19 protein-coding genes and 1 pseudogene are annotated in these 21,034 nt (G+C 55.6%); 5 read left to right on the top strand and 15 right to left on the bottom strand.

The window, feature by feature from the left end; all coding sequences use genetic code 11:
• Together NWI01_RS14110 and NWI01_RS19705 are read right to left on the bottom strand one after the other, a co-directional pair.
• Positions 1-191, bottom strand: a 191-nt coding sequence (locus tag NWI01_RS14110) for a transposase (RefSeq protein ID WP_141384529.1), incomplete at its 3' end; no start/stop codon positions are given.
• 4 nt (positions 192-195) lie between these two features.
• Positions 196-540: a hypothetical protein gene (locus NWI01_RS19705; protein WP_244613777.1), complete on the bottom strand. Its 345-nt coding sequence runs from the start codon at positions 538-540 to the stop codon at positions 196-198.
• Between NWI01_RS19705 and NWI01_RS20325 the strand changes: the two genes are divergently transcribed.
• Positions 490-594, top strand: a complete 105-nt coding sequence (locus NWI01_RS20325) for a hypothetical protein (protein WP_367399578.1) — start codon at positions 490-492, stop codon at positions 592-594. The two genes, NWI01_RS19705 and NWI01_RS20325, sit on opposite strands and share 51 nt — an antisense overlap.
• A gap of 135 nt (positions 595-729) precedes the next feature.
• Here NWI01_RS20325 and NWI01_RS14100 read toward each other — a convergent pair whose 3' ends face one another.
• The 4 genes from NWI01_RS14100 to NWI01_RS14085 form a co-directional block, all read right to left on the bottom strand.
• Positions 730-1,887 (bottom strand): O-antigen ligase family protein, encoded by a 1,158-nt coding sequence (locus tag NWI01_RS14100; protein WP_181410490.1) that lies wholly within the window; start codon positions 1,885-1,887, stop codon positions 730-732.
• A 350-nt stretch (positions 1,888-2,237) separates the two neighbouring features.
• On the bottom strand, positions 2,238-2,963 hold the full coding sequence (locus NWI01_RS14095; protein WP_141384526.1) for a polysaccharide deacetylase family protein: 726 nt from the start codon (positions 2,961-2,963) through the stop codon (positions 2,238-2,240).
• Positions 2,960-4,126: a glycosyltransferase family 4 protein gene (locus NWI01_RS14090; RefSeq protein ID WP_141384524.1), complete on the bottom strand. Its 1,167-nt coding sequence runs from the start codon at positions 4,124-4,126 to the stop codon at positions 2,960-2,962. Before NWI01_RS14090 ends, NWI01_RS14095 begins: the two co-directional genes overlap by 4 nt.
• An 87-nt stretch (positions 4,127-4,213) precedes the next feature.
• A complete protein-coding gene (locus NWI01_RS14085; RefSeq protein WP_141384522.1) occupies positions 4,214-5,743 on the bottom strand; it encodes a class I SAM-dependent methyltransferase in 1,530 nt (509 codons plus the stop codon).
• A gap of 289 nt (positions 5,744-6,032) precedes the next feature.
• Here NWI01_RS14085 and NWI01_RS19700 point away from each other — a divergent pair.
• Together NWI01_RS19700 and NWI01_RS14080 are read left to right on the top strand one after the other, a co-directional pair.
• A pseudogene (locus NWI01_RS19700) lies at positions 6,033-6,305 on the top strand (glycosyltransferase); the annotation flags it as partial.
• A gap of 57 nt (positions 6,306-6,362) precedes the next feature.
• The gene (locus NWI01_RS14080; RefSeq protein ID WP_244613778.1) at positions 6,363-7,322 is read left to right on the top strand and encodes a glycosyltransferase; all 960 of its coding nucleotides are present in this window, start codon (positions 6,363-6,365) and stop codon (positions 7,320-7,322) included.
• A gap of 72 nt (positions 7,323-7,394) precedes the next feature.
• On the opposite strand, the gene NWI01_RS14075 is transcribed toward NWI01_RS14080, so the two are convergent.
• The 9 genes from NWI01_RS14075 to NWI01_RS14035 form a co-directional block, all read right to left on the bottom strand.
• A complete protein-coding gene (locus NWI01_RS14075) occupies positions 7,395-8,543 on the bottom strand; it encodes a DegT/DnrJ/EryC1/StrS family aminotransferase (protein WP_141384519.1) in 1,149 nt (382 codons plus the stop codon).
• Between the two features lie 200 nt (positions 8,544-8,743).
• Positions 8,744-9,604 (bottom strand): glycosyltransferase, encoded by an 861-nt coding sequence (locus NWI01_RS14070; RefSeq protein WP_141384517.1) that lies wholly within the window; start codon positions 9,602-9,604, stop codon positions 8,744-8,746.
• A gap of 150 nt (positions 9,605-9,754) precedes the next feature.
• On the bottom strand, positions 9,755-10,756 hold the full coding sequence (locus NWI01_RS14065; protein WP_244613776.1) for an NAD-dependent epimerase/dehydratase family protein: 1,002 nt from the start codon (positions 10,754-10,756) through the stop codon (positions 9,755-9,757).
• Between the two features lie 64 nt (positions 10,757-10,820).
• Complete coding sequence (locus NWI01_RS14060; protein WP_141384541.1) at positions 10,821-11,930, bottom strand: DegT/DnrJ/EryC1/StrS family aminotransferase; 1,110 nt, start codon at positions 11,928-11,930, stop codon at positions 10,821-10,823.
• A gap of 160 nt (positions 11,931-12,090) precedes the next feature.
• Positions 12,091-12,573: an acyltransferase gene (locus NWI01_RS14055; RefSeq protein ID WP_141384513.1), complete on the bottom strand. Its 483-nt coding sequence runs from the start codon at positions 12,571-12,573 to the stop codon at positions 12,091-12,093.
• Positions 12,557-14,110, bottom strand: a complete 1,554-nt coding sequence (locus tag NWI01_RS14050) for an oligosaccharide flippase family protein (protein ID WP_141384512.1) — start codon at positions 14,108-14,110, stop codon at positions 12,557-12,559. Before NWI01_RS14050 ends, NWI01_RS14055 begins: the two co-directional genes overlap by 17 nt.
• A 136-nt stretch (positions 14,111-14,246) precedes the next feature.
• The gene (locus NWI01_RS14045) at positions 14,247-15,296 is read right to left on the bottom strand and encodes a Gfo/Idh/MocA family protein (RefSeq protein WP_141384510.1); all 1,050 of its coding nucleotides are present in this window, start codon (positions 15,294-15,296) and stop codon (positions 14,247-14,249) included.
• Positions 15,297-15,365: 69 nt separating this feature from the next.
• Positions 15,366-15,950, bottom strand: a complete 585-nt coding sequence (locus tag NWI01_RS20320; RefSeq protein ID WP_141384508.1) for a glycosyltransferase — start codon at positions 15,948-15,950, stop codon at positions 15,366-15,368.
• Positions 15,947-16,444: a UDP-N-acetylglucosamine--LPS N-acetylglucosamine transferase gene (locus NWI01_RS14035; RefSeq protein WP_181410489.1), complete on the bottom strand. Its 498-nt coding sequence runs from the start codon at positions 16,442-16,444 to the stop codon at positions 15,947-15,949. Before NWI01_RS14035 ends, NWI01_RS20320 begins: the two co-directional genes overlap by 4 nt.
• Positions 16,445-16,956: 512 nt before the next feature.
• Between NWI01_RS14035 and NWI01_RS14030 the strand changes: the two genes are divergently transcribed.
• Positions 16,957-17,994 (top strand): glycosyltransferase family 2 protein, encoded by a 1,038-nt coding sequence (locus NWI01_RS14030; RefSeq protein WP_141384506.1) that lies wholly within the window; start codon positions 16,957-16,959, stop codon positions 17,992-17,994.
• A 432-nt stretch (positions 17,995-18,426) separates the two neighbouring features.
• Positions 18,427-20,928 carry an Ig-like domain-containing protein gene (locus tag NWI01_RS14025; protein ID WP_141384504.1) on the top strand — a complete coding sequence of 834 codons (2,502 nt, stop codon included), beginning with the start codon at positions 18,427-18,429 and terminating at the stop codon, positions 20,926-20,928.
• The last annotated feature ends 106 nt before the right edge of the window (positions 20,929-21,034 follow it).

The following is a 21,034-nucleotide window of genomic DNA, read 5'->3' as shown; positions in this document are numbered from 1 at the left end:
GCCAAACGGTGCCATGCGAACAATTGGCTCACGGATATCCCATTGCGCCGCGCCGTGACCGATACCAGCCGCTGCCCACCATAGCTCTCCGCTACAATCCGATGTTTTTCTGCAAGGGTCCAACGGCGACGCGAGCCCGTCGAGACAACTTCAAGCCGCGAAACCCGCGACATAGGCGTATGGTCAGTCATACACCTATGTCTTCACTCCCCAGCAAACCACGCAAGGTGGCCGCCGCCGGAGCGATACGCCGGACCCGACGCCCTGCCCGATGATCCAGGCGAGGCGTTCGCCGACAGCGCCTATCGGGGAAATCACTTCGGCGACGCGGTTCGGGCCAAAGGAGGCACGCCGCGCATTGTCGCGACCGGCATGTGGGGGCGAGACGAGGCCGAAACGCTCGTTCGCCTCACTGCCTAGAACCGGCCGATCCACCGTGTCCGCGGGCGCATCGAGAAAATCTTCGGCACCTTGAAACGCTGTTACGGCCTGCGCCGAATGCGATGGCGAGGCCTCGCCAAAGCTGCCGTGCAGATTCACCTCACCACTATCGCCTACAACCTCAAGCTTTCCATCGTTACGGTAGCAGCATGACGACAAACTCGTAGCAGCGGCGCAAAATCACGCACAAAGTCGCTTGTCAATAATCCTTCAAATCAACGCTCTACATCCTTCCGCGCACAGGTCGCCTAGCTTGGGGCCGATACACTCTGGGGCCAGGCGATCTCGTCAAATCCTTCGATTGATGCCACGGCGAGGCGGCCGGGATACATGATTGCGGGATGGTTCGGGAGCGTCGACACGGTCATCGAACATCCACATAGCGCTGCCGAGCAAAAAAAGGACCAAGACATAAGGCGCATCCCACACGTGGACCGTGCATACGGCGAGGGCGACACCGCATATCGTAATGATGAGACCCTTACGGCATTGTGCTGCATGGAATTGAAGATTCTTCAGCCGTCCCAGACCGAAGCACACCGAAAGAAAATTGCCGGTCATTAACAACAGGCCGGGAATGCCGTAGGTAACGGCCGTACCCAACCAAAAGTTATCAATGCTGCCACCCATCCAAAATGGACGTTCCCAGTCGTTCATACCAACTCCTAGGATCGGATTCTTCATCACCGACTGGGTCCCGTAGTTCCATATATGGACGCGCATGTAGGATGTGTCAGCGTTAAACGTCAGGTATGAAATAAAAACGTCGATGGGGCTACGGTTGGACGTTACGTCCACGAGAAAATAGGCCGTAAGCACGATTGTAGCCAATATAGCCCAGCGCCGCGTTACGGCCGCAGTGACTTTGTCCCAGCCTATCAACATCGCCTGGACGACGATCGACAGGATCGCTCCTGAGGAAAGAGAGGAGACAACCGCTATGGCCACAAAACCTGGACTCAATCGGCTCAAAAGCGAGTTGCGAAGGACATAAAAGCTGAGAGCGAAGGCGGTTGAACAAACGACGCCGAACAGAATGAAATGTTCGAAGGTGCCTTGTGCTCTTCTGAGTCCGAATCTCGCTTCGCTGCCAACGACATCGTAAACAGAAAATACCGAGCCGAACAATTGGATGAGAATCGGCGATCCTGAAACATTCTCATAGATGGCGAACGGAAGGAGAAAGATCACCATGAGCGTGAGGTATCTAACCATATTCTGAAACGCGGTGATGTCTCGAATATACCGCCTGGCGAAAAGGAATGATCCGAATGTCTCGATGACGAATATACCGGCAGATTGCAGGCCATCGATGCCATGGTGGCTTAACAGTACGATCGCGCCCCACGCGGCGGTCGAAAGCATGAAAATGTCCGGCAACCGTATTCGCCCGACCGAGCCGGACAGCCACGCGATCAGGCATGGAATGAAGGTCGCTATCAGCACTAGCCGATATGGAGAGAGGCGCACCGTGCCTATGTAGAAGAGCACCGGTGACGCTAACGTGAAAACGAAGATAGGAATGAGTATGGAGGGCTTCAGACCCCGGACCGGCTGCGCGGCCGCGGCTCCTGGGGCGACAGAAGGTTGCGAACGTCCGATCCGACGAGGTGCTCTTGTGGCTATGCGTTCCAACCGGCTCCCCCTTACGACAAATGGCTTGATCGCTTTGGTGCGAATAGTAGCGACTGATATTTGTCGGATACAACGAAAGCTCCGATCCTATCAGGGCAAAATTTCCGCTCCTGCGTCTGACGAGAAGGCTTGACGGATCTTCTGGCCGGCGACCTTGGACGTTATCGATATCGCCAGCGCATCAGCGGCCTGTAAAGGCCCAGCTTCGTACTGACCTTCCAGGCAATGCCCCGCTTCACATTCGGATCGAGCAAGTGCTGGCGCATATATTCCGCGTCCATATTATTTGTCAGACAAAGTCGGGAATAAAGAAAGGATTCGAATCCGCGGTGATGTCCTAGCTGGATTGTGAAAAGGTGCGTGTAGCCGGCCTTCAGAGCCGCATCCCAAACCCGCCGGGAAAAGCGCCCGTATGGAAAGGCAAAAAGGGGAACCTCTTTCCCGAGACGGTGCTCCAGTATCGATTTCGACATCTTGAGTTCACGACTGAGTTCAACATCCGAGACCGTCGTCAGATCAGCGTGAGCCATCCCGTGTGAGCCAATAACGCCACCGCCTCTGCTAATCTCTTCGATCATTGTCCAGTCCATGCGTCCCGCCGTACCGACGAAATCGACAGGGATAAAGGATATAAAACCCGGAATGCGACCGGTCATTATGTAACGATTGTAAACATGCGTGTAGTCGGACAGAAAGCCATCATCGAAAGTGAGCAGAATTCCGCTATTATGACTGGCCTTCGGATGAGACCAGTGGTCCATGAAGTTTTGAGGCGAGATCAGCATATCACCGCAAAGGGCGAGATGCGTATCGAATGCATCATGCGTCAGGCACCACGCATTCGCGGGCGAAGTTTCAACGAGCTCATGATAATTTAAGACTATCATAGGCTTTGTATCAACTTCGACACGCGCCGTCCCCAGACTTGCCAATTCAGCCTCGTCTCGAAGGCGTCACGGCTCGATTGCCTCATGCGTTCCAGCCGTTCCGGGTTTGCAAATATCTCGGAGATGGCGGCCGCATAGTCCACCTTCGTGGCGTTTGGGGGCACCAAAATTCCGGTTTCGCCCTCGTGCACGGCATAGGGCACCCCTCCGGTGGCGCGCACAACGCTCGGCAGGCCATGGGCAGCGGCTTCGCAAAGCACCATGGGATTACAGTCGGCTCGGGTTGGCAACAGAAAGAAATCCGCATCGCGGTAGAGTTGAGCCATTCGGTCTCGCTGCTCGCGATCGTTCTTGTCGAGGTAAGGGATAATCGTCAGGCCCTCTTGGGAGACGGGCTTGGGTGGCGTGCATCCGCAGATCACGAGTTCTGTCTCGACACCTCTGGCTCTTAACTCGACGAGGGTCTCGACTGCGGTGTCCGCGCCTTTCTCGCCCCAATTGACTCCGATTAACAGCAGCCGGCACGGGCCCGGCTTGCGGGTTCCAAGGATAGAATCACGGCTCGGCGCCTCCTTGAGGTTGGCTCCCCAGGGAACGACATGCACCCGCGCGGGGTCCGCGCCGTAATCCCGAACGGCAGATTCGGCCGCCCATTGCGACGGATAGAGAATGAGATCAGCGCGCGCGATCGTATCGCGCTCCAGTCGTTCCGAGGTTTCGCGAGCGGTGCGGGACAGGTTTCGATAATTCGGATGATAGTCCTCAATCAGCCGGAAGGTCGCGTCGGACGCATAGACAAGTGGCACGCCGGCGGGCACGTTCCAGGCGAAGGTGGATCCGGCAGGCGCGAACACGACATCAGGCGCGAGCGCGCGGATCTTTCGCGCCGCGTCCGCCGAATACTGTGCGACGACCGAAGCGGCCTGGAATGGCGAGAGGCTTCGCCTGCGAAACGTGCGGAGAAGTTTAGAATACGCTTTGTAGAATGGCAGGACCGGCGCGCTTAGAGGACCAACATGAACTATATCGTTGCCTTCATTTGCGAGCGATTGCGACATATGGAACGGGGTGCCGGACCAGAATCTTACATTGCTTCCGTCGCCGATAGTGACAAACGCGATCCGCCGTGCTGCCTGGCCGCCGGAGATGTGATTCCGATTCACTTTGTTCTCCTGCAGGAGATCTTGTTCGACCATACGGAACTCACGGGTTACGCGGATCAATAGTGAAATGTTGTTCCGGTGTAGTCTTCATTGAGTGATGAAGTCAGTTTGTTCTGGGTGCAAAGGTTTCGTTGGCGATGGAAGACGCCCGCGCACGTCCGGCGACCGTTTTGCCGATACCACGACGGATGTTGCAAAGGAGATCGCAAAAAACTTTGGAAGGAAATCGCTGATCGCGGAGGTTATCTTGCCATATGTGTTTGTTTCCTGGCGATTCCGAACCCCGATCGTTTGATCGATCTTCATTCCCGACTTGATGCACCAACGCTTCACGCGACGAGCTGTACTGAGGTGGACTCCGGTGGTTGAATAGCCCTTTCCTAGTTGAAGGACGGATACGTCATGGGAGATCTGCCGAATGGTACGAAGAGACAGCATGTTTGGACTTTGAATGATTAATGTGGAGCCGTCGCTCAGACAATCGATTAACCTCGACAGCACCCCTTCTGGGTCTTGGGCAAGATGCAGGACGTTTAGACAAAGGATACAATCGAATTTCTCTCCATGTGTCAGCGTCACGATCTCGTGAATGTTTCCATCGATCATTTCCACGCCACGAGCGGCGGCACTATTGGAAACCACGGGGTCCAGAGGCAATGCAACGACTCGCAATCCCTGCTCGATCAACTTCGTTTCCGTAGCCCCGGATCCGCATCCGATTGACAGAACGTTGCGCGCCCTTCGTGGGATTGCGGACATTACGTCCTCGTTGATCGGCTCGTAATAATCCTTGGAGTAATGTCCGCGGGGAAGTTTTGTCTCGGTGTTGAACAATGGGCGCGGCGTCTTCCACTGCTCGGCAATCCGGATCAACGCTTCGGTCTGATCGGTAAGCTCAGTTTTGGTGATGCCGACACGTCCCGCATACTTGTTGGATGCGTGGTGAACGGTAAAGGCTTCGATGTGTGATACCGGAACGAGCTTCTTGAAGCCACATTGCGTGTAGGGGTCTGTGGCTGCCGTGCAAAGAAGGTCGTACATTTCCTCGTGAGGATCGACCAGAAATCCCCCCGACTGAACCGCCATTCTGAGCTGGTTTTGTGTAAGAACGTAGCAGGCCGCATGCTCGTTGGTGAAATGGGCGAGGGTGTAGGGACCTCTGACCCGAACCGATGTCGAATCCCAATGGAAGTTTTCGTGAATGTCCGGGTAACTCTTTTCGCCGTTCTCGCCCTGCTCGAACCGTAAGAACCCTGCGATTTCGTCCTGTTGAAGCGCCGCTGTCACCTCTAGAAAAGCCCGGACATTCTTTTCCGTGATCACGATGTCGTCTTCGGAGTAGATGAACAGGTCGTATTTGCTGGCCCGCTCGGCAAAAAGCTGCTTGTGGGCAAAGGGCAGCGACCACGGGTTCTTGTTTGGGAAACCTACGCGACATTCAATGCCCGGAGCAGATTTGTCGATATTCGAAAGGACGACGATGTCGATATCGAACGGCATGGATCGGTATTCATGAATGAGCCGCTCCAGGTAACGGTCGTTGGACGTGCCATAGCTTGCCAGCGCTACGAGAATGCGGAACGATGCACTCCGGGCATGGTCATCAAGGACAGTCATTTTTGGAATGGTCCTTTCCAAGCTAATGTCGGTTTTGTCGCCGCCGAGACCCGTTGTGCGGACAACCGCAGGAAAACAAACCTTACGTTAAAAGATACAATAAATTGGATCGCCCTGCTTCGAAAAAAAAGCATCGTTACGGAAATTGAATTAAATAATTAATATGACAAGAGTTATAAATTAATAGGACGAAAGTCAAACGCTGACGCTGGTACGTCCGCACGTGTGTCGCTATTTTGAACAGCCGGTCGGCCAAGCCTTCTCCGGCAGACGTGAAGGGCGAAAAGGCATGAAGGTACTTTTTTACCCTCATTCAATGGAAGTAGGAGGGTCGCAGTTAAACGCTCTACAGCTTGCGGGCGCGGTCCGCGAGCGCGGGCACGAGGTGATCGTGTTGTCGGAACCGGGCCCGCTTGTGGAGCGGGTGAGGCGGATGGAGCTCGAGCATATCGAGATTCCGGAGCGTCGGAGACGGCCATCGGGGAGTGTGATGCGCACAATCGGCCGTCTGGTGCGGGAACGCGGTATAGATGTCGTGCACGGACATGAGTGGCCTCCTATCATCGAGGCGTTTTTTGGCGCACGTGTCCCTCATCGAACCGCTGTTGTCGGGACAATAATGTCGATGTCGGTGGCCTCGTTTTTGCCCCGTGACGTGCCGTTGACAGTGGGAACGGAATTCATTCGCAAGGCCGCGATGGAAGCAGGGTACCGCCAGGTCGAACTGCTGGAGCCACCGGTGGATACAAACGCGGATAATCCAGCTGTCGACGGGGATGGTTTTCGCGCCAGGCATGGCATTCAGCCGAATGAAGTCCTTCTCGCCATGGTTTGCCGGCTGGTGCCGGATCTTAAGTTGGAAGGTCTGTTATCGGCATGCGAGGCGGTTCGTGAACTGGCCGTCGCAGGCTGTCCGGTGCGGCTGGTCATCGTCGGTGATGGCCGCGCGCGCGGCGAGGTGGCGCGACACGCCGCCGCGGTCAACGCGTCCGCAGGCCGCGAAGTTGTGTTGATCACAGGCGAGATGACAGATCCTGCCGCTGCCTACGCTGCAGCGGATGTCGTTATCGGTCAAGGCGGCTCGGCGTTGCGGGGAATGGCTTTCGGAAAGCCACTTGTCGTCGTCGGCGAGGAGGGTTTCAGCGAATTATTGACCTCGGAAAGCCTACCGGTCTTTCTCGGGCAGGGATGGTACGGTCTTGGGTCGGGTTCGCTGGGCGTGGGGACGCCAGCGCTTCGCATTGCGCTCGAGCGGCTTGTCGGCTCGCCGAAGTTGCGTAGCGAGTTGGGGCAGCTTGGCCGCCAGCTCACGGAGCAGAGATTTAGCTTGGAGCACGCGGCCAACGTCGTTGAAAATCTGTATCTGTCTGCAATTCGGAACCCCGCGCCCTTTGGGAGTATGCTTTCGGATTTCGTCCATGTCAGCACCGGGTTGGTAGGCAACAAGATCGGACGAAAGTATCAGCGGTGGACCGGCAGGTCGTCGGTCGATGACAATAACGCACGCGAGTTGATCGCTGCGGTTATCACGAACGGCAAGCGCGGTGAGACGTTGCCTTTCAGAACAGGCCCGCAATAGCATCACATATACATAATCAAGGCGACTTGAATCGGCGCAGCGCGCCTCGTGCGCCGCGCCAAAGTCCATAAATCACACGCGTACGCGCTCCAGTTCGGACTGTAGCGCATTAGCGACACGCACCTGCTCCTCCTCGACCATTTGCGCGTAGATCGGAAGCAGGATCGAGCGGTCTTGCGCAAGTTCGGATTGGTGCAAGTCGTGGCGTTGCTCGCCGCCGGCATAAGGCGCTTCCCGATGTGCGCACATGATGCCGCGCCGTGTGGCGATGCCTTTATCGAGAAGGTTCTGCATCACCGTTCTCTGATCGATGCCATCGGGCAGACGTACACAGTAACTCTGCCAGTTGGATCGCGCCCATTCCGGCTCGTGCGGCAAAATCAAACCGTCAAAACTACCTAGGAGCTCGCTGTAACGGGCCGCGACCGTACGTCGCCGCGCAATCAGATTAGGGAGGCGTTCAAGCTGCTTTCGCCCGATAGCGGCTTGCATGTCAGTCATCCGGTAATTGAACCCAACGAAAAGATACTTTTCGAAGATAACTTCTGGCGAGCCATGCCGAACGGTATCAGGAACGTCCATCGCATGTTGTCGCCAGAGTCTGAGCTTGCGATTGTGATCGGAATCGGAGGTCGTCAACATGCCGCCTTCGCCGGTGGTGATGACTTTGCGAGGATGAAACGAAAAACACGCCATTGTCCCGTGCGGTTTCCCGATCAGGTCCCATTTGTCTCCGATCTTGATCTGGCTTCCGATTGCACAGGCGGCGTCTTCGATCACGGCAATGCCGTGGCGCTCGGCCAAAGCCGTGAGCGATACTAGTTCGCATGGCATTCCCATCTGGTGTACCACCAAGATCGCGCGTGTGCGTTCGGTAATCGCGTCGGCGACGCATGCTGGATCGAGGTTGTAAGTGGCGGGGTCGATGTCGACAAAAACAGGAGTTGCGCCGCAGTAGCGGATGCTGTTGGCGCTTGCGATGAAAGAGTGACTCGCGGTGATGACTTCGTCGCCGGCTCCGATCCCAAGGGTAAGCAGCGCGAGATGCAGAGCGGTCGTGCAGTTCGACACCGCGCAGGCATGCGGCGCACCGACGAGTGCTGCGAACTCGCGTTCGAAGGCAACCACCTGAGGGCCTTGAGACAGCCAGCCGGAGAGAACTGTCTCGTGCGCGGCGTCGGCTTCGGCCTTATCAAGAAATGGTTTTGCAATCGGGATCATGATGATGCCAGCGCCTCTGCTTTGTCGGATACGTTTTCTCTGAGTGAGACATGTTCGGTGAAGTGTTGGTAACCTTATGAAAGGTGCCGGGTGCGTCGCTGGACACCTCATCGAAACGGTCGGGGCGGCGATGCCATGTAACGATGAAGGATGGCATACGGCAGGTTGATGGGGATACGAAGGCTACACTCTTGTTTAAATTATTTGAATAAATCTGTAGATAGCGCGGTGCGAGAGGTTTCATCACGATGCCAAAGATGGACTTCGCTTCGAAGACCTCGCGTTGCTCTGTACCGTGCAATAATGTTGACTAAACAATAGATCACCAGCCCCAGCCACAACTTCGGCTTGCTGAGCAGTGCAAGAAGCCTCGAATCATTGGCTTCGCCCATGTTTTTTTGTAGGTCCGGAAAGCGTCGGGCGAGATCGAAGATTCCTCTATAGGCACGGGTTCTGATCGCGATCAGCTGCAACCCGGTGCGTGGAGGGAAGACCGTGGATGTCACGTCCGGTAGGGTCTTTCGTTCGTTCATGCCGAACTGAAGGCGAACGTAGATGTCGTCGGCGGTGACGTCCGGAAATTTACCGAACCGTCTTCGCCCCGCCTCGGATAGTGCGTAGACGCCGGACCCACCGATCCCCTCCCGCGAAGACGGCAGTCGCGAACGAACATCGTAATATTTGCGGATCAGCCATGAGCAGCCCGTCAGATTGATATCCGCCGTTGGCGCAACTGCCAGAACGTCGCCGTGCGCGAGCCGCTTTGCCAGAGCCCGGATCGCGTCAATGGAGATCAGGATGTCGGCATCGACATAAATTCTGGGGAAACCGCTCGACATTTGATCGCCGAGGTTCAAAGCATGGGTCTTGCTCGCGATCTCAGATTCGACAACACGGAGGGTGGGTTCGAAGCCTCGTGCGACTGCCGCGGTGTCGTCCATGCATCCATTGCAAACGACGACTACGTCGACCTCCTCCGAAGCCATGGCTGTGACCCATTGGCTCAACGTCCGTGCAATTACGGAGCCTTCATTGTGGGCAGGGACAACGATCGAAATCATGGCTGGCCGAATTCAGATGGATTAGTTTCGGTTAGCTTTCGGTTTCCATAGCTCCGGTTCGAGGGCAGGCACCGGAAATACGGAGCCCAGCCCGGACCAGATTTCGCGAGCAGTCTCGATTTCATTCGCATCAAGCAATCGCCCGGGTTATCAAACGGCTGCCTCCTTTTGCCGGGGCGTTGCCGTGGATGAGAGTTCGCTACGCCACCACGCAACGAGTTGATTCAATCCTTGTTCGAGCGGAATCGTGGACCGGAAGCCGAGCAACTCTTCTGCTTTCACCGTCGAAGCAAGACGGCGAGGAACAGGATTGACGCTACGCTCCGGAGCGAATTCAGGGGTGAGGCCGGCTCGACCCATGACCGAGGCCAGTGCTGTCGCGAGCTGCGCCAGGCTGGTTTCGGTTCCGCTGGCCACGTTAAATACCTGATCGGTGGCGTTGGATTTGGCGCCGAAAATATTGGCGCGGGCGACATCCCTGACGTGAATGAAATCCATGGTCTGTTGGCCGTCGCCAAAGATGATCGGCGGCAGATCCGCTTCCAGCCGTTCCATCCAGCGGATCAGGACTTCCGTATACCGCCCGTGAATGTCCATGCGCTCGCCGTAGACGTTGAAATATCTGAAGGCGACATAATCGAGCTTATACATCTCGTTGAAGGTGCGGAGCAAACCTTCGTTGAAGGCTTTCGCGGCGCCGTAGAGCGTACGGTTATCATATGCGTTGTGATGTTCCGTCGTTGGGAATTCATCGGCCATGCCATAGACCGATGCCGAGGATGCGGCGACCACTTTCTCGATGTGGTGCTGGACGCAAAGCTCGAGTAAATCATAGGTGGCCTGAACCATGACCTCCATTGCGAGACGGGGTTCGGCTGCGCAGTGTGTGATCCGCAAGGCCGCCTGGTGAAACACGATGTCCGCATCTTTTATCAGCGACGTCATCAGTTTGCTGTCGCGGATATCACCATCGATCAATCGGACCGGGCCGCGGGCAAGGGCCTTCTTCAGGTTCTCCGGGCGCCCACGCACCATGTTGTCGATAGCGACGATTTCCCGGCAACCTTCGTCGCACAGAAGGTCGACGATGTGAGAGCCTATAAATCCGGCTCCGCCAGTGACCAGGATTTGTTTTCCCTTTAAGTCGGCCACATTACACTCCATTTGCAATTTGATGAATCTCGCTTCGCTTGAGAGCGAAACGAGAAAACGCGTGCTACGCCGCGAGAGCTGGAAGAGCCTTTTTCAGTTCCGTCGCAACCACATCAACCTGCTCGGGCTTGAACTCGGCGTAGATCGGCAACGATAAAAACTGTTTCGAAAGTGCTTCGGTAACCGGCAGCGAACCGACGCCATGACCGATATCGGCATAGGCCTTCTGTAAATGCACGGGAATGGGATAATGGATGCCAGTGCCGATTCCCGCGGCCTGCAAGGCGGCCTGCGTTTCGTCGCGTCGAGCAAGGGTCACCGCATAGACGTGGTAGACGTGCCTGCGGTCCGCCGGAGACGCCGGCCGCTGACAGGGTAATTTCTGCAGCAAGCGGTCATACTGCGAGGCGGCGGCACGGCGGCCTTCCGTCCATGCCTCGATATAGTTCATCTTGACGCCGAGAATGGCGCCCTGAATCCCATCCATGCGGTAATTATAGCCGCGTAAAACGTGATTATACTTGGATTCCTGACCCCAGTCGCGAAGCAGTGAAATGCGCTGCGCATAGTCGGCTTTATTGGTGACCACCGCGCCGCCTTCGCCATATGCGCCGAGGTTCTTGCCGGGATAAAAGCTGAAGCAGCCGAGATCGCCAATCGAACCGGCGCGCCGGCCTTTGTATTCCGCGCCATGAGCTTGCGCTGCGTCCTCGATGACCACGAGGCCGTGCCGCCGGGCGATCTCCATGATGGGATCCATGTCGGCCATCAGCCCGTGAAGATGGACGGGGAGAATCGCCCTGGTTCGCGGTGTGATCGCGGCTTCGATTGCCTCCGGGTCCATCGTCCGTGTCTCGGGATCAACGTCGACGAAGACCGGCTTGGCGCCGGCGTAAAGGATGGCAGCCGTGGTCGCGACGAACGTCAACGAAACGGTGATGACCTCGTCGCCGGCCCCAACGCCCGCTGCAAGAAGGGCCAGATGCAGGGCAGATGTCCCGGTGTTCACCGCAAGACAATGTTCGGTACTGCAATAAAGCGCGAATCGCTTCTCAAAGGCAGCCACTTCTGGACCCTGCACATACTGGGTGCTATCGATGACGCGCAGCACGGCGGCATCGATCTCGGGTTTCATTTGCAGATATTGCGCTTTTAAATCGAGAAAGGGTATCAAGGAAATAATCCTTTGTAGGGCGCAGCTCGCGGCAACGTTTAATTCTGAGGCAAAAACCAAAACTACACAATTTAAAAGATAATAACAGAGTAAACTAAATCGATCCATCTGGCAGACAAGGCATTTCCGCAGGTTTGATTAATTTGGAAAGGTCGAACCATCAGGCAGGCGCATTGATTCTGGATTTGACGGATCGGGCTGGAACGCCGGCGACCACATCACCCGGCGCCACGTCACGGGTGACGACGGCGCCCGCGCCGACAATGGCGCCATCGCCGATCGAGATTCCGCATAGGATGGTGGCGTTGGAGCCGATCGATGCCCGGCGCCCGACTCGAGTCGGCTCAACCTGCCAATCATCGACACCTTGCAGCCGGCCGTCCTCGGTCGTGGCGCGCGGTTGTTTGTCGTTGGTGAACATAACGCCGTGTCCGATGAAGGCTTCGTCTTCGATCGTCACGCCCTCGCAGATAAAGGTGTGCGACGAAATCTTGCATCGAGCACCAATTTTGGCGCCAACCTGAATCTCCACGAAGGTTCCGATGCGGGTTTCATCTCCGATAATGCATCCATAGAGATTAACTAGGTCGGGGTGAAAAATACGGACGTTACGTCCTAGCTGAACATCATTTTTGATTGGCATTGGTTCTGGCCCCGATCTGTCTTGAGATGCGGTTTCTTGGAAAAATCATCCATCGCACGACGTTGCGCCGCGCGGGCAGCGCAAATTTGAACGGCAGACGCTCGAGTACCGCGCGGCTCGCCTGCTGCAACAGCGGCAGCAAGGGATGGCGGGTCGCAATCAATGCCAGCAGCCAACATAGGGCCGTACCGAAACAAGCCAAGGCTAGCCCGGCGATAGGTTGAACTATCAGGAAAGCCACGAGCGCGGCGCAGACGCCGGCGGGTATCAAGCTGGCGAGCGTCACCAGCGCGCTTTTGGAGATCGCGCCAAGAAGATCACTCGATTTTACATCAAGGTGCCTGCTGACAAAATAGACCGCGACGAAGGCCTGTAGCGGCAGTGTCAGAAGCGCGGACGCCGCGACTGCTTCGATGCCGATGAATGAGGCGGCAAAAATCAGAAGCAGGGAGGGCGGCAGCGAGATGAGCGATGAGATAAGCGCGTCGCGCACGTGCCCCACCGCAACCAGCATCGGATATGTCAGGCAGGCGGCGAACAGAGCCAGATTCGCAATGCACAGAAGCTGCACAAGCGGGATGATCTCGATCCATGTCGAACCCAGCCAGATCAGAATGATCGGATGGGCCATGACGGCGAGGAATGTAAGGGCAGGCCACTGGACGGCGCTCAGAAGCGTTACCGAGTCTAGGTAAATCTTGCGGAGGCCTGTTCCTGCACGATTTTCGACGAAGATCGCCGGCATGATAACCGGACCCAGCACCTGACCAACCAGCTTGTCGAAGACCTGGGTGACCCCGATCGCACGGCTGTAAAGTCCGACGGCGCTGAAATCGAGTATGCGGCCAAGGAACAGTTGTGGCGAGAGATTATAGAAGACGTTGATCAGGCTGACGCCGCCTGAGTATATCCCGAACTTGAGGACGTCCGAACAGTTCCAGAGGGATGGATTGAAGATTCGAATGTTGGGTGACGTCGCCACCAACAGTATGGTCAGGAACAGATTCATCGCGACTCCGCCCCAGATGGGCGCCATGAAACTGAAATCCAGAACGGCGAGCACGATAGAAACGGCTGCTCCGACAGAATTCGCAGTAAGACTGCAGAGGGCAAGTTTTCCGAATGCCATTTTCCGCCGGAGCAAGGCCGATATCACGACCGAAAACGGAGTCAGAAGAAAGTTCAGGGCTGCAACGGCCATGCCGGTATCGAGGCCGCTCTGCTTGAAGAATACGACAAAAACCTTGCCGGAAACGACAAGTATCAGTGCAAGAGCGATCGAAATGCAGACGGTGACGGTAAATGCCGTACGGGTATCCCGATCTGTCAGGTCTTCTTTCTGAATGAGATAGTTGGCGCCGCCGAACTCTTGGAACGACGCCGCAAAGATCGCAACGACCGCGTTTACGACCGCATAGATGCCGAACTCCGCCGGAGTCAGCAGTCGTGAAAGGATCGCGGTCGAGATGAAAAACAGCAACAGGCCGCCATACCGCTCAATCGCGGAGAAAAAGATTGAGCGTTGAACGGAGCCCATGGCGAGTTACATCATCTTGCGATCTGAAGAATGACTGTGATCTCAGGTGAACAAGATTGGCGTGAAGCGGTTCCTTTAGATCAGCGGCGGATCAAAGGCCATGGAGTTCTCGGGCAAGCCCGCTTAGACAGAAACTCTAGGCACTTTTTCGAAATGCAATGGGCTGTCCAAGGCGGACCGGACGACCTTGTTCGGTGATCGATCGCGACGCGGCTTCGAGAATCTCGACGATTTCCAGTCCCGACGCAGCGCTCGAGATCGGCACCTTATTACTCATGACGCAATCGGCAAAATGCTCAATCTCGGTTTGAAGCGCTTCAGTGGTCGAGATATGAGGAGCCCACATGTCGCCCGCGCGATATCCGATTTTGAGCTGATGGGCGTTCTCCGACGAGGGATTCAGGATGATGCCCTTGTCATACACCTTGATCTTTTCGGTCGGTTCGACGTCGTCATAGACGATCATCTTGCGGCTGCCGCCGATGAAGGTTTGACGCACCTTGATGGGGGAGAGCCAGTTGACGCTGACATGGGCGACGCATTTGGAATCAAAGAACAGCGTGATATGCGCCATATTCTCTGGCGAGCCGTCAACATGACAGGACGCGGTTGCAGAAACCGAAATGGGCTTTTCCTTGAGAATGTAATTGATAATGGAAATATCGTGAACGGCGAGATCCCAGATCACATTGACATCGCTTTGGAACAGGCCAAGGCTCGAGCGGATACTGTCATAATAATAGATTTCACCTAGCTCGCCGGTGTGGATAAGTTCGCGAATCTTTTGGACCGCCGGCGTATAGAGGAAGGTGTGGTCCACCATCAGGATCAGATTGCGGCGGTTGGCTTCGTCGATCAGGCGGCGGACCTGATCCGCCGTCGGTGCTAGTGGCTTTTCGACGAAGACGTGTTTCCCCGCCGTCAGAGCAGCCAGAGCCAGATCGTAGTGGGTGCGGGTCGGAGTTGCGATTGCGACCGCATCAATCGCCGGGTTTGTCAGCAGGTCGTGGAAATCCGAAGTGGTTGTGACACCTGGATAGAGCCGTTGGCTGGTCGCGAGCTTGCCAGGATCGAGATCGCATATGCTGACCACATGGGTCGATATGCCGTTCGAGAAATTCCGGACGAGATTGGGACCCCAATATCCGTAACCGATTACGCCGACGCCGAGTTGCCTGTTCGTCATGTTTTACCTGTCATATTGGGGTCTCCTTGCTGCGCTCCGCAGAAGGCGAAACGCGCAGAAGAAGAACTTTTACGATGGTTTCACTGTCCGGCTGGCATCGGACGCCGGCTGGTGGGCGGCTCTGTGCATCCTGCCTGGCGAGTCCGGGCGACACCCCTTATCGTCAGAGCGAATGTTCTTTGCTTCAATAAACGTCCGAATGGCGCGAATCAGATCTGAAGATGTTTCGGAGTTAAGTCGCTCCGAGGTCGTCGGATTCTGGAGATCATCCAGCCTCTCATGGAGTTCCTGCCGATCCATGGCGGAGAGAATACGGCCGTTTTCAGAGAGGCGGCGCGCGGTCGCGATCTGATGATCGTTGCGATGCTCACCAAGATCTGCACGGCGCGGCATCACGACGATCCTCTTGCCGAGTTCGAGGGCGACGATGATCGACCCCATTCCGGCATGAGCGATGATAAGGTTGGCGACTTCGACATGCTTTTTGAATTCGTCGGCGCCCACAAACGGTGCGGAGCGGATGTGCCTGGGACAAAAGTCGGAGGGACCGATCTGGGCAAAGATGTCGGAACGGCCGCGCACGCCCGCCCATTCGTCGACCGCCCGGATCAGACGATCGAAAGGCCCCTGGGTGCCCACGGTAACAAAAATCATAACACCGAACCCACGTAATATGGTCCGCCAGCTTTTGCCAGATCCGGCCACTGGGTCAGCCACAGATCTGCGTAGCGGCCAATCCGACGGCCGGATACCGACAGCCGGTCGACATTCGCGATGCTATCCAACCAGATTGTTTTGGCTCCGAACAAATGACCGAGGAGAAGGGCGAAATAGCCGGGTGCGGCGCCGGTCGAAGCGACGATCTCGGGCCGCTCGGTCACGATAATCGAGGCAACCTCAAACGCGGTCTTAAGAAGACGGAGTTTGGTGGAGAGATTAGAGTCGGTTACGGTCAAAAACCGATAGCCGGCGACCTGAGATCGATAGGATTCGTGTGTTGTCACGAACGTAACATCGCAATCCTGGAACGCTGGACCGATACGTAGAAGCTGTATCCAATGACCACCGCCCGAGGCAACCGCCAGCAATTTGCGGCGTGCGGCCTTCCGTCGAACAACATGACTTCCAGGGTGAGACGGCTCGGTCATAATACCAGCCCGATTGCGGCTTAAAAAATTAAACAATAACCTTGTCCGATTATCGATGTTATCGAATATTAAAATTTAATCAATAATAATATTTCTTTGAGTAGGGGAATTTGCTTAAATTTGGTTAAGCGGCTCTGAGATCAGGTTTTTACAAGCTTTTGGGCGCCAGCGTTGATTGTGTTCCGCCACGAGCCTTCACGGAAGGAGTACGATAAAGTCATCGGGCCAAAATAAAACAGGCGGGTTTCAAACAGGTCGCTGCTTTGCTGTCATCGCGGCCGCCCTTGAGCCGGCCGCATTAGCGAATGATGGGCCGCGCCAGTGCAAAGTGAACCCAATCCATAAAGGGCGGCTCAGGGTTAGGCTCAACGCAGTTGAATCAGAACCCAATCAATTGTGGCTTGCCTTCGGGCTGGTTTTTATCGGAGATGCGCGCCTAATGCGCGAGGTGCGTTAGTTGCCGCTGCGACGACCAATCGGCCGTTGCGACAGTATGAGCGAGTGGCCGGGTTATGTCGACCGTTAACGTCAAGCTGGCCGTCATCATTGTCTCGTACGGTAATGCCGGTGATGTTGACCGTTGCTTGAAATCGCTCACGCGTTCGGACCTAAGTCGCTTCGAAGTCTTCATTTGTGAGAATGGTGGGAAAGCAGCCTACGAGACCCTGCTCGCTACGCTCCTTGGACCGGACCAAACGTTGCTTCGAACGTCCAGCGAGTTAGACCCTCTCGATAAGCCGCAGAAACGATTGGCATCGGTTACGAAATGCCGATTTCAGGATCGCGCGAACGTGGTGCGGGTCGGACTAGCGGCGGAAAATCTTGGTTACGGCGGTGGCGTCAACGCGTGGCTTGAACCGTTGCTCGGCATATCCGGCTGGGATGCGGTATTAGTTTTAAATCCAGATACCGAAGTGGATAGACGGGCCCTGTCCGAACTGGTGGCGAAGTCTGCTGAGGGTTTCGGCATGGTTGGCGGAAATCTGGTTTTCGACGACTCGCCGGACAAGATTATCAATTACGGGCTGCATTGGTCGCGGATGACGGGTCGAGTCATTGCCGTAGGAAGAAATGCGCCAAGCGGCAGCGCGCCATCGGCGGAAGACCTTGGCAGAATCGATGCGATAAGTGGGGCGTGTGTACTGGTAACCCGCGCATTTGTTGAGGACGTCGGTCTCATGGCGGAAGATTACTTCCTCTATATGGAAGATCTGGATTGGGGGCTCCGGCGCGGAAAACACCGCATCGGTTTTGCCAGTAAAGCCGCCATTCGCCATGTCGGTGGAACTACTATCGGATCGGCTGTTACGTGTGAGCAGCGCTCTTACCTCTCGATCTATCTGTCCGCGCGTAATAGCGTTCTTTATTCCCGGCGCTTTGCGGGGTGGCGCTGGATTTGCCATTTCGGAGTCGGGTTATTGTTCGTGTTACGATACATAATCAAAGACTCTGCTGCGAGCGGAAAAGTCGCATTCATGGGAATGCTGGACGGTGCAAGAGGAAAGACAGGGCGGCCGGATGGATTACCACGGCGGCAATCGTGCTCCTGATGTTTTTGTTTGGTAAGCTGCGCAGTTCGCCCGATCCGAAATCTTGGTGCGTTGTTTAGCAACGATGCCAGATGGCGTTTGCGGAGAAGTTACACGCCTAGATTCTTTCGTATCTAAAATTATTCAACGAGCATCCCGCCGCCGCTTTTCTCGATTTGTTTCAGCTTTTTATTATTATCGAATATATTATATTGGCAAGTAGTGGCTTGGTTCTTCCTATACTTTAAGGTTGCGGAGACTGCCGGCTCTTCTAAGCATCACGAGTATAATACTCGCCAAAGCCGTTGAACGAACGCTTTATTTTGAGGGACTTGTTTATTGCGCTGCGCAAATGGTTGGATGGATTCCATCTGCACTTAGAATTACCTTGAGTGGGTCACTATATTGTCCCAGAAAAGCCCTTACCGTTAACTAGATGGCAACGCTGCGCTGATGGGCGCATTTAGTTTGGTGTCGTTGCCCAGGGAACTGGAATGGGCGCGCGCCATGGGGAAACTAGCGAAGCTATCAGGAGGAAATAAAATGGCAGCCATTCCTCTCAGTTGGAATGACTCTATATTCAGCGGCGCTACTAATTCTCGTTCTGTCACTCTGGCAAACGGTGGGGTACTTTCGAACACGAGCATCACCGATACTGGCCATACTGCGTCTGTGGTCGGTCGTGGCTCATTCACTCTCGACGGAGTCCGTATTAGTTCAGCCGAGGGTGTTCGTATTGGGGGTGGCGGCGACATTGTCATCAACAATTCGTACATTGAGACGAAGGGAAACGCGGGCGATCACGCGGATGGGATCCAGGCTTATTCTCCGGGCAGCACCGGAAATGTCACCATCACCAACACGACCATCGTATCACACAACAGCAATGCTACCGCCGGGATGTTCATTGCCGATGACTACAACGGGACTTTTACGTTCGATAACGTGGTCTTCCAAGGCGGCCCATTCGGTTTGCGCATCAACGCGGATGACAAGGATATCTCGGTCTCGCTCAAGGACGTGTATTTTGTGGGACCATTCATGTATGATCCCCTTCTTTTCCAGGAGGTGAATGCTGATATACACATCACCCATTGGGAGAATGTGCGTTACGCAACGATCGTGAACGGGGAGCTCGTTCCGGGTGCACTTATTCCGCCGCCCTTTCCGGTGGTTGGTGGGAGTAGCACTCCAGCGATTGGAGCGCCCACAATCGATTCGTTTTCCGACGATAGCGGCGTCGCGGGCGACGGGATTACCAACGACAACACGATTACTCTCAAGGGCAAGGCGGCCGCCAATAGTACCGTGAAGGTGTTTGACGGCACAAAGCAGATTGGTACGGTTGCGGCGACCAAGGACGGTACCTGGTCGTTCAACAGCGCGGTGCTTTCAGATGGTGCGCACAAGTTCACGGTGACGGCCACAAGTTCGGGCGTGACGAGCCAGGCTTCGGCAGTGCAATCATTGACGATAGATACCGTCGCGCCTGCGGCGCCCACGATCACCATGTCGACCTCGGCGGCAACGCTTGCAAGCACTCAAATCGCCAAGTTGAACGGAACGGCGGAGGCTAACAGCACCGTGAAGGTGTTCGATGGTTCCACCCAGATTGGCACCGCCACAGCCAACAATTCTGGTGCATGGACTTTTACAACCAAGTCGCTCTCAAATGGCGGCCATAACTTTACCGCCAAGGCGACCGACGCAGCAGGTAACACCGGTGCGGCGTCGACAGCGCTTTCCGTCACGATTACTCCGCCATTGACGCCAAGTCAGCCGACCGCTCCGTCGTCCCCGAACGCTCCGACGATCGCATCGTTCTCGCATGACAGTGGCAAAGTTGGTGACTTCATTACCAACGATAATACTTTGACCTTGAAGGGAGCGGCGGCTGCCAACAGCACCGTCAAGTTCTATGATGGCGCGAAGTATATCGGCGCCACGACTTCTGATAGCAAGGGCGTCTGGAGCTTCACAACGGCTACGCTCGTTGATGGCGCGCACAATCTGACGGCCAAGGTAACCGATGCTCAGGGCAAGACCGGGCCGGCGTCTTCTACTCTTTCGGTGACCATCGATACCCAGGCGCCTGGTGCGCCGACACTGGGTGTCTTTACGGACAAAGGCAAAGCCGTCAGCGGGACGACGACGGTCGATGACTTTCTTTTGAAAGGAACGGCCGAAGCGAATAGCACCATCAAGGTATTTGATGCAGGCAAGCAAATCGGCACCGCAACAACCAAGGCCGACGGTACCTGGAGCTTTGATACCGGACCTCTCGCCGACGGAAAACACAGTTTTACCTCCAGCGCGGTCGATGCCGCCGGTAACGTCAGTGGGCTTTCCGTGGCGAAGGGTATTACCGTGCTCGACGCGCCAGGCGCCTCAACGACTTACGTCAACCTCACGGATGCGAACCATACTTGGTCCAAGTCAGTCGTGATAAAGGGGACTGCTGACGCTTACAGTCAGATCAAGATCTTCGATGGCGAAAAAGCGATCGGAAGCGTGACATCTGATAGTGGCGGGTCATGGAGTTATTCCACATATTCGTCGCCGAATGCAGTAAATTCGTTCTCTGCAAAGCAGGTCGATAACAGTGGGAAAGTCGTCGCCAGTTCGGGGAGCGTAATTACCGGCACGAACGGCTCCGATATTCTGAAAAGCACGTCAGGCGATGACGTGTTCATCGGAAATGGGGGAACTGACACGTTTGTGTTCGCCGAAAATTTTGGCAATGATACCATCAAAGATTTTGAGGCGAACTACTCAGTCGGATGGAGACAAGATAAAATTGAGTTCAGCAAAAACGTGTTTACCGACTTTGCGGATATGATTTCCCACGCGAGCCAAGTTGGTCAAGACGTTGTCATTTCTACTGGGAACGACTCGCTAACATTGAAGAATGCCACGCTGAGCGGTTTTAGTCATTATGACTTTCACTTCGCGTAAGCGACGGGCTCGTAGAGCCCCCACGTCCCGGCGCCGCTTTGGCGGCGTCGGGATGCACTAACTTCCACCTCAATCGCATCAGTCGTTCTTGTCTCCGACAGCACCA

It is taken from the genome of Nitrobacter winogradskyi (genome assembly GCF_006539545.1).
GTDB classification, from domain to species: Bacteria; Pseudomonadota; Alphaproteobacteria; order Rhizobiales; family Xanthobacteraceae; genus Nitrobacter; species Nitrobacter winogradskyi_A.
Note: the sequence above shows the minus strand (reverse complement) of the source record. Positions and strands in the feature narration are given on the sequence as shown.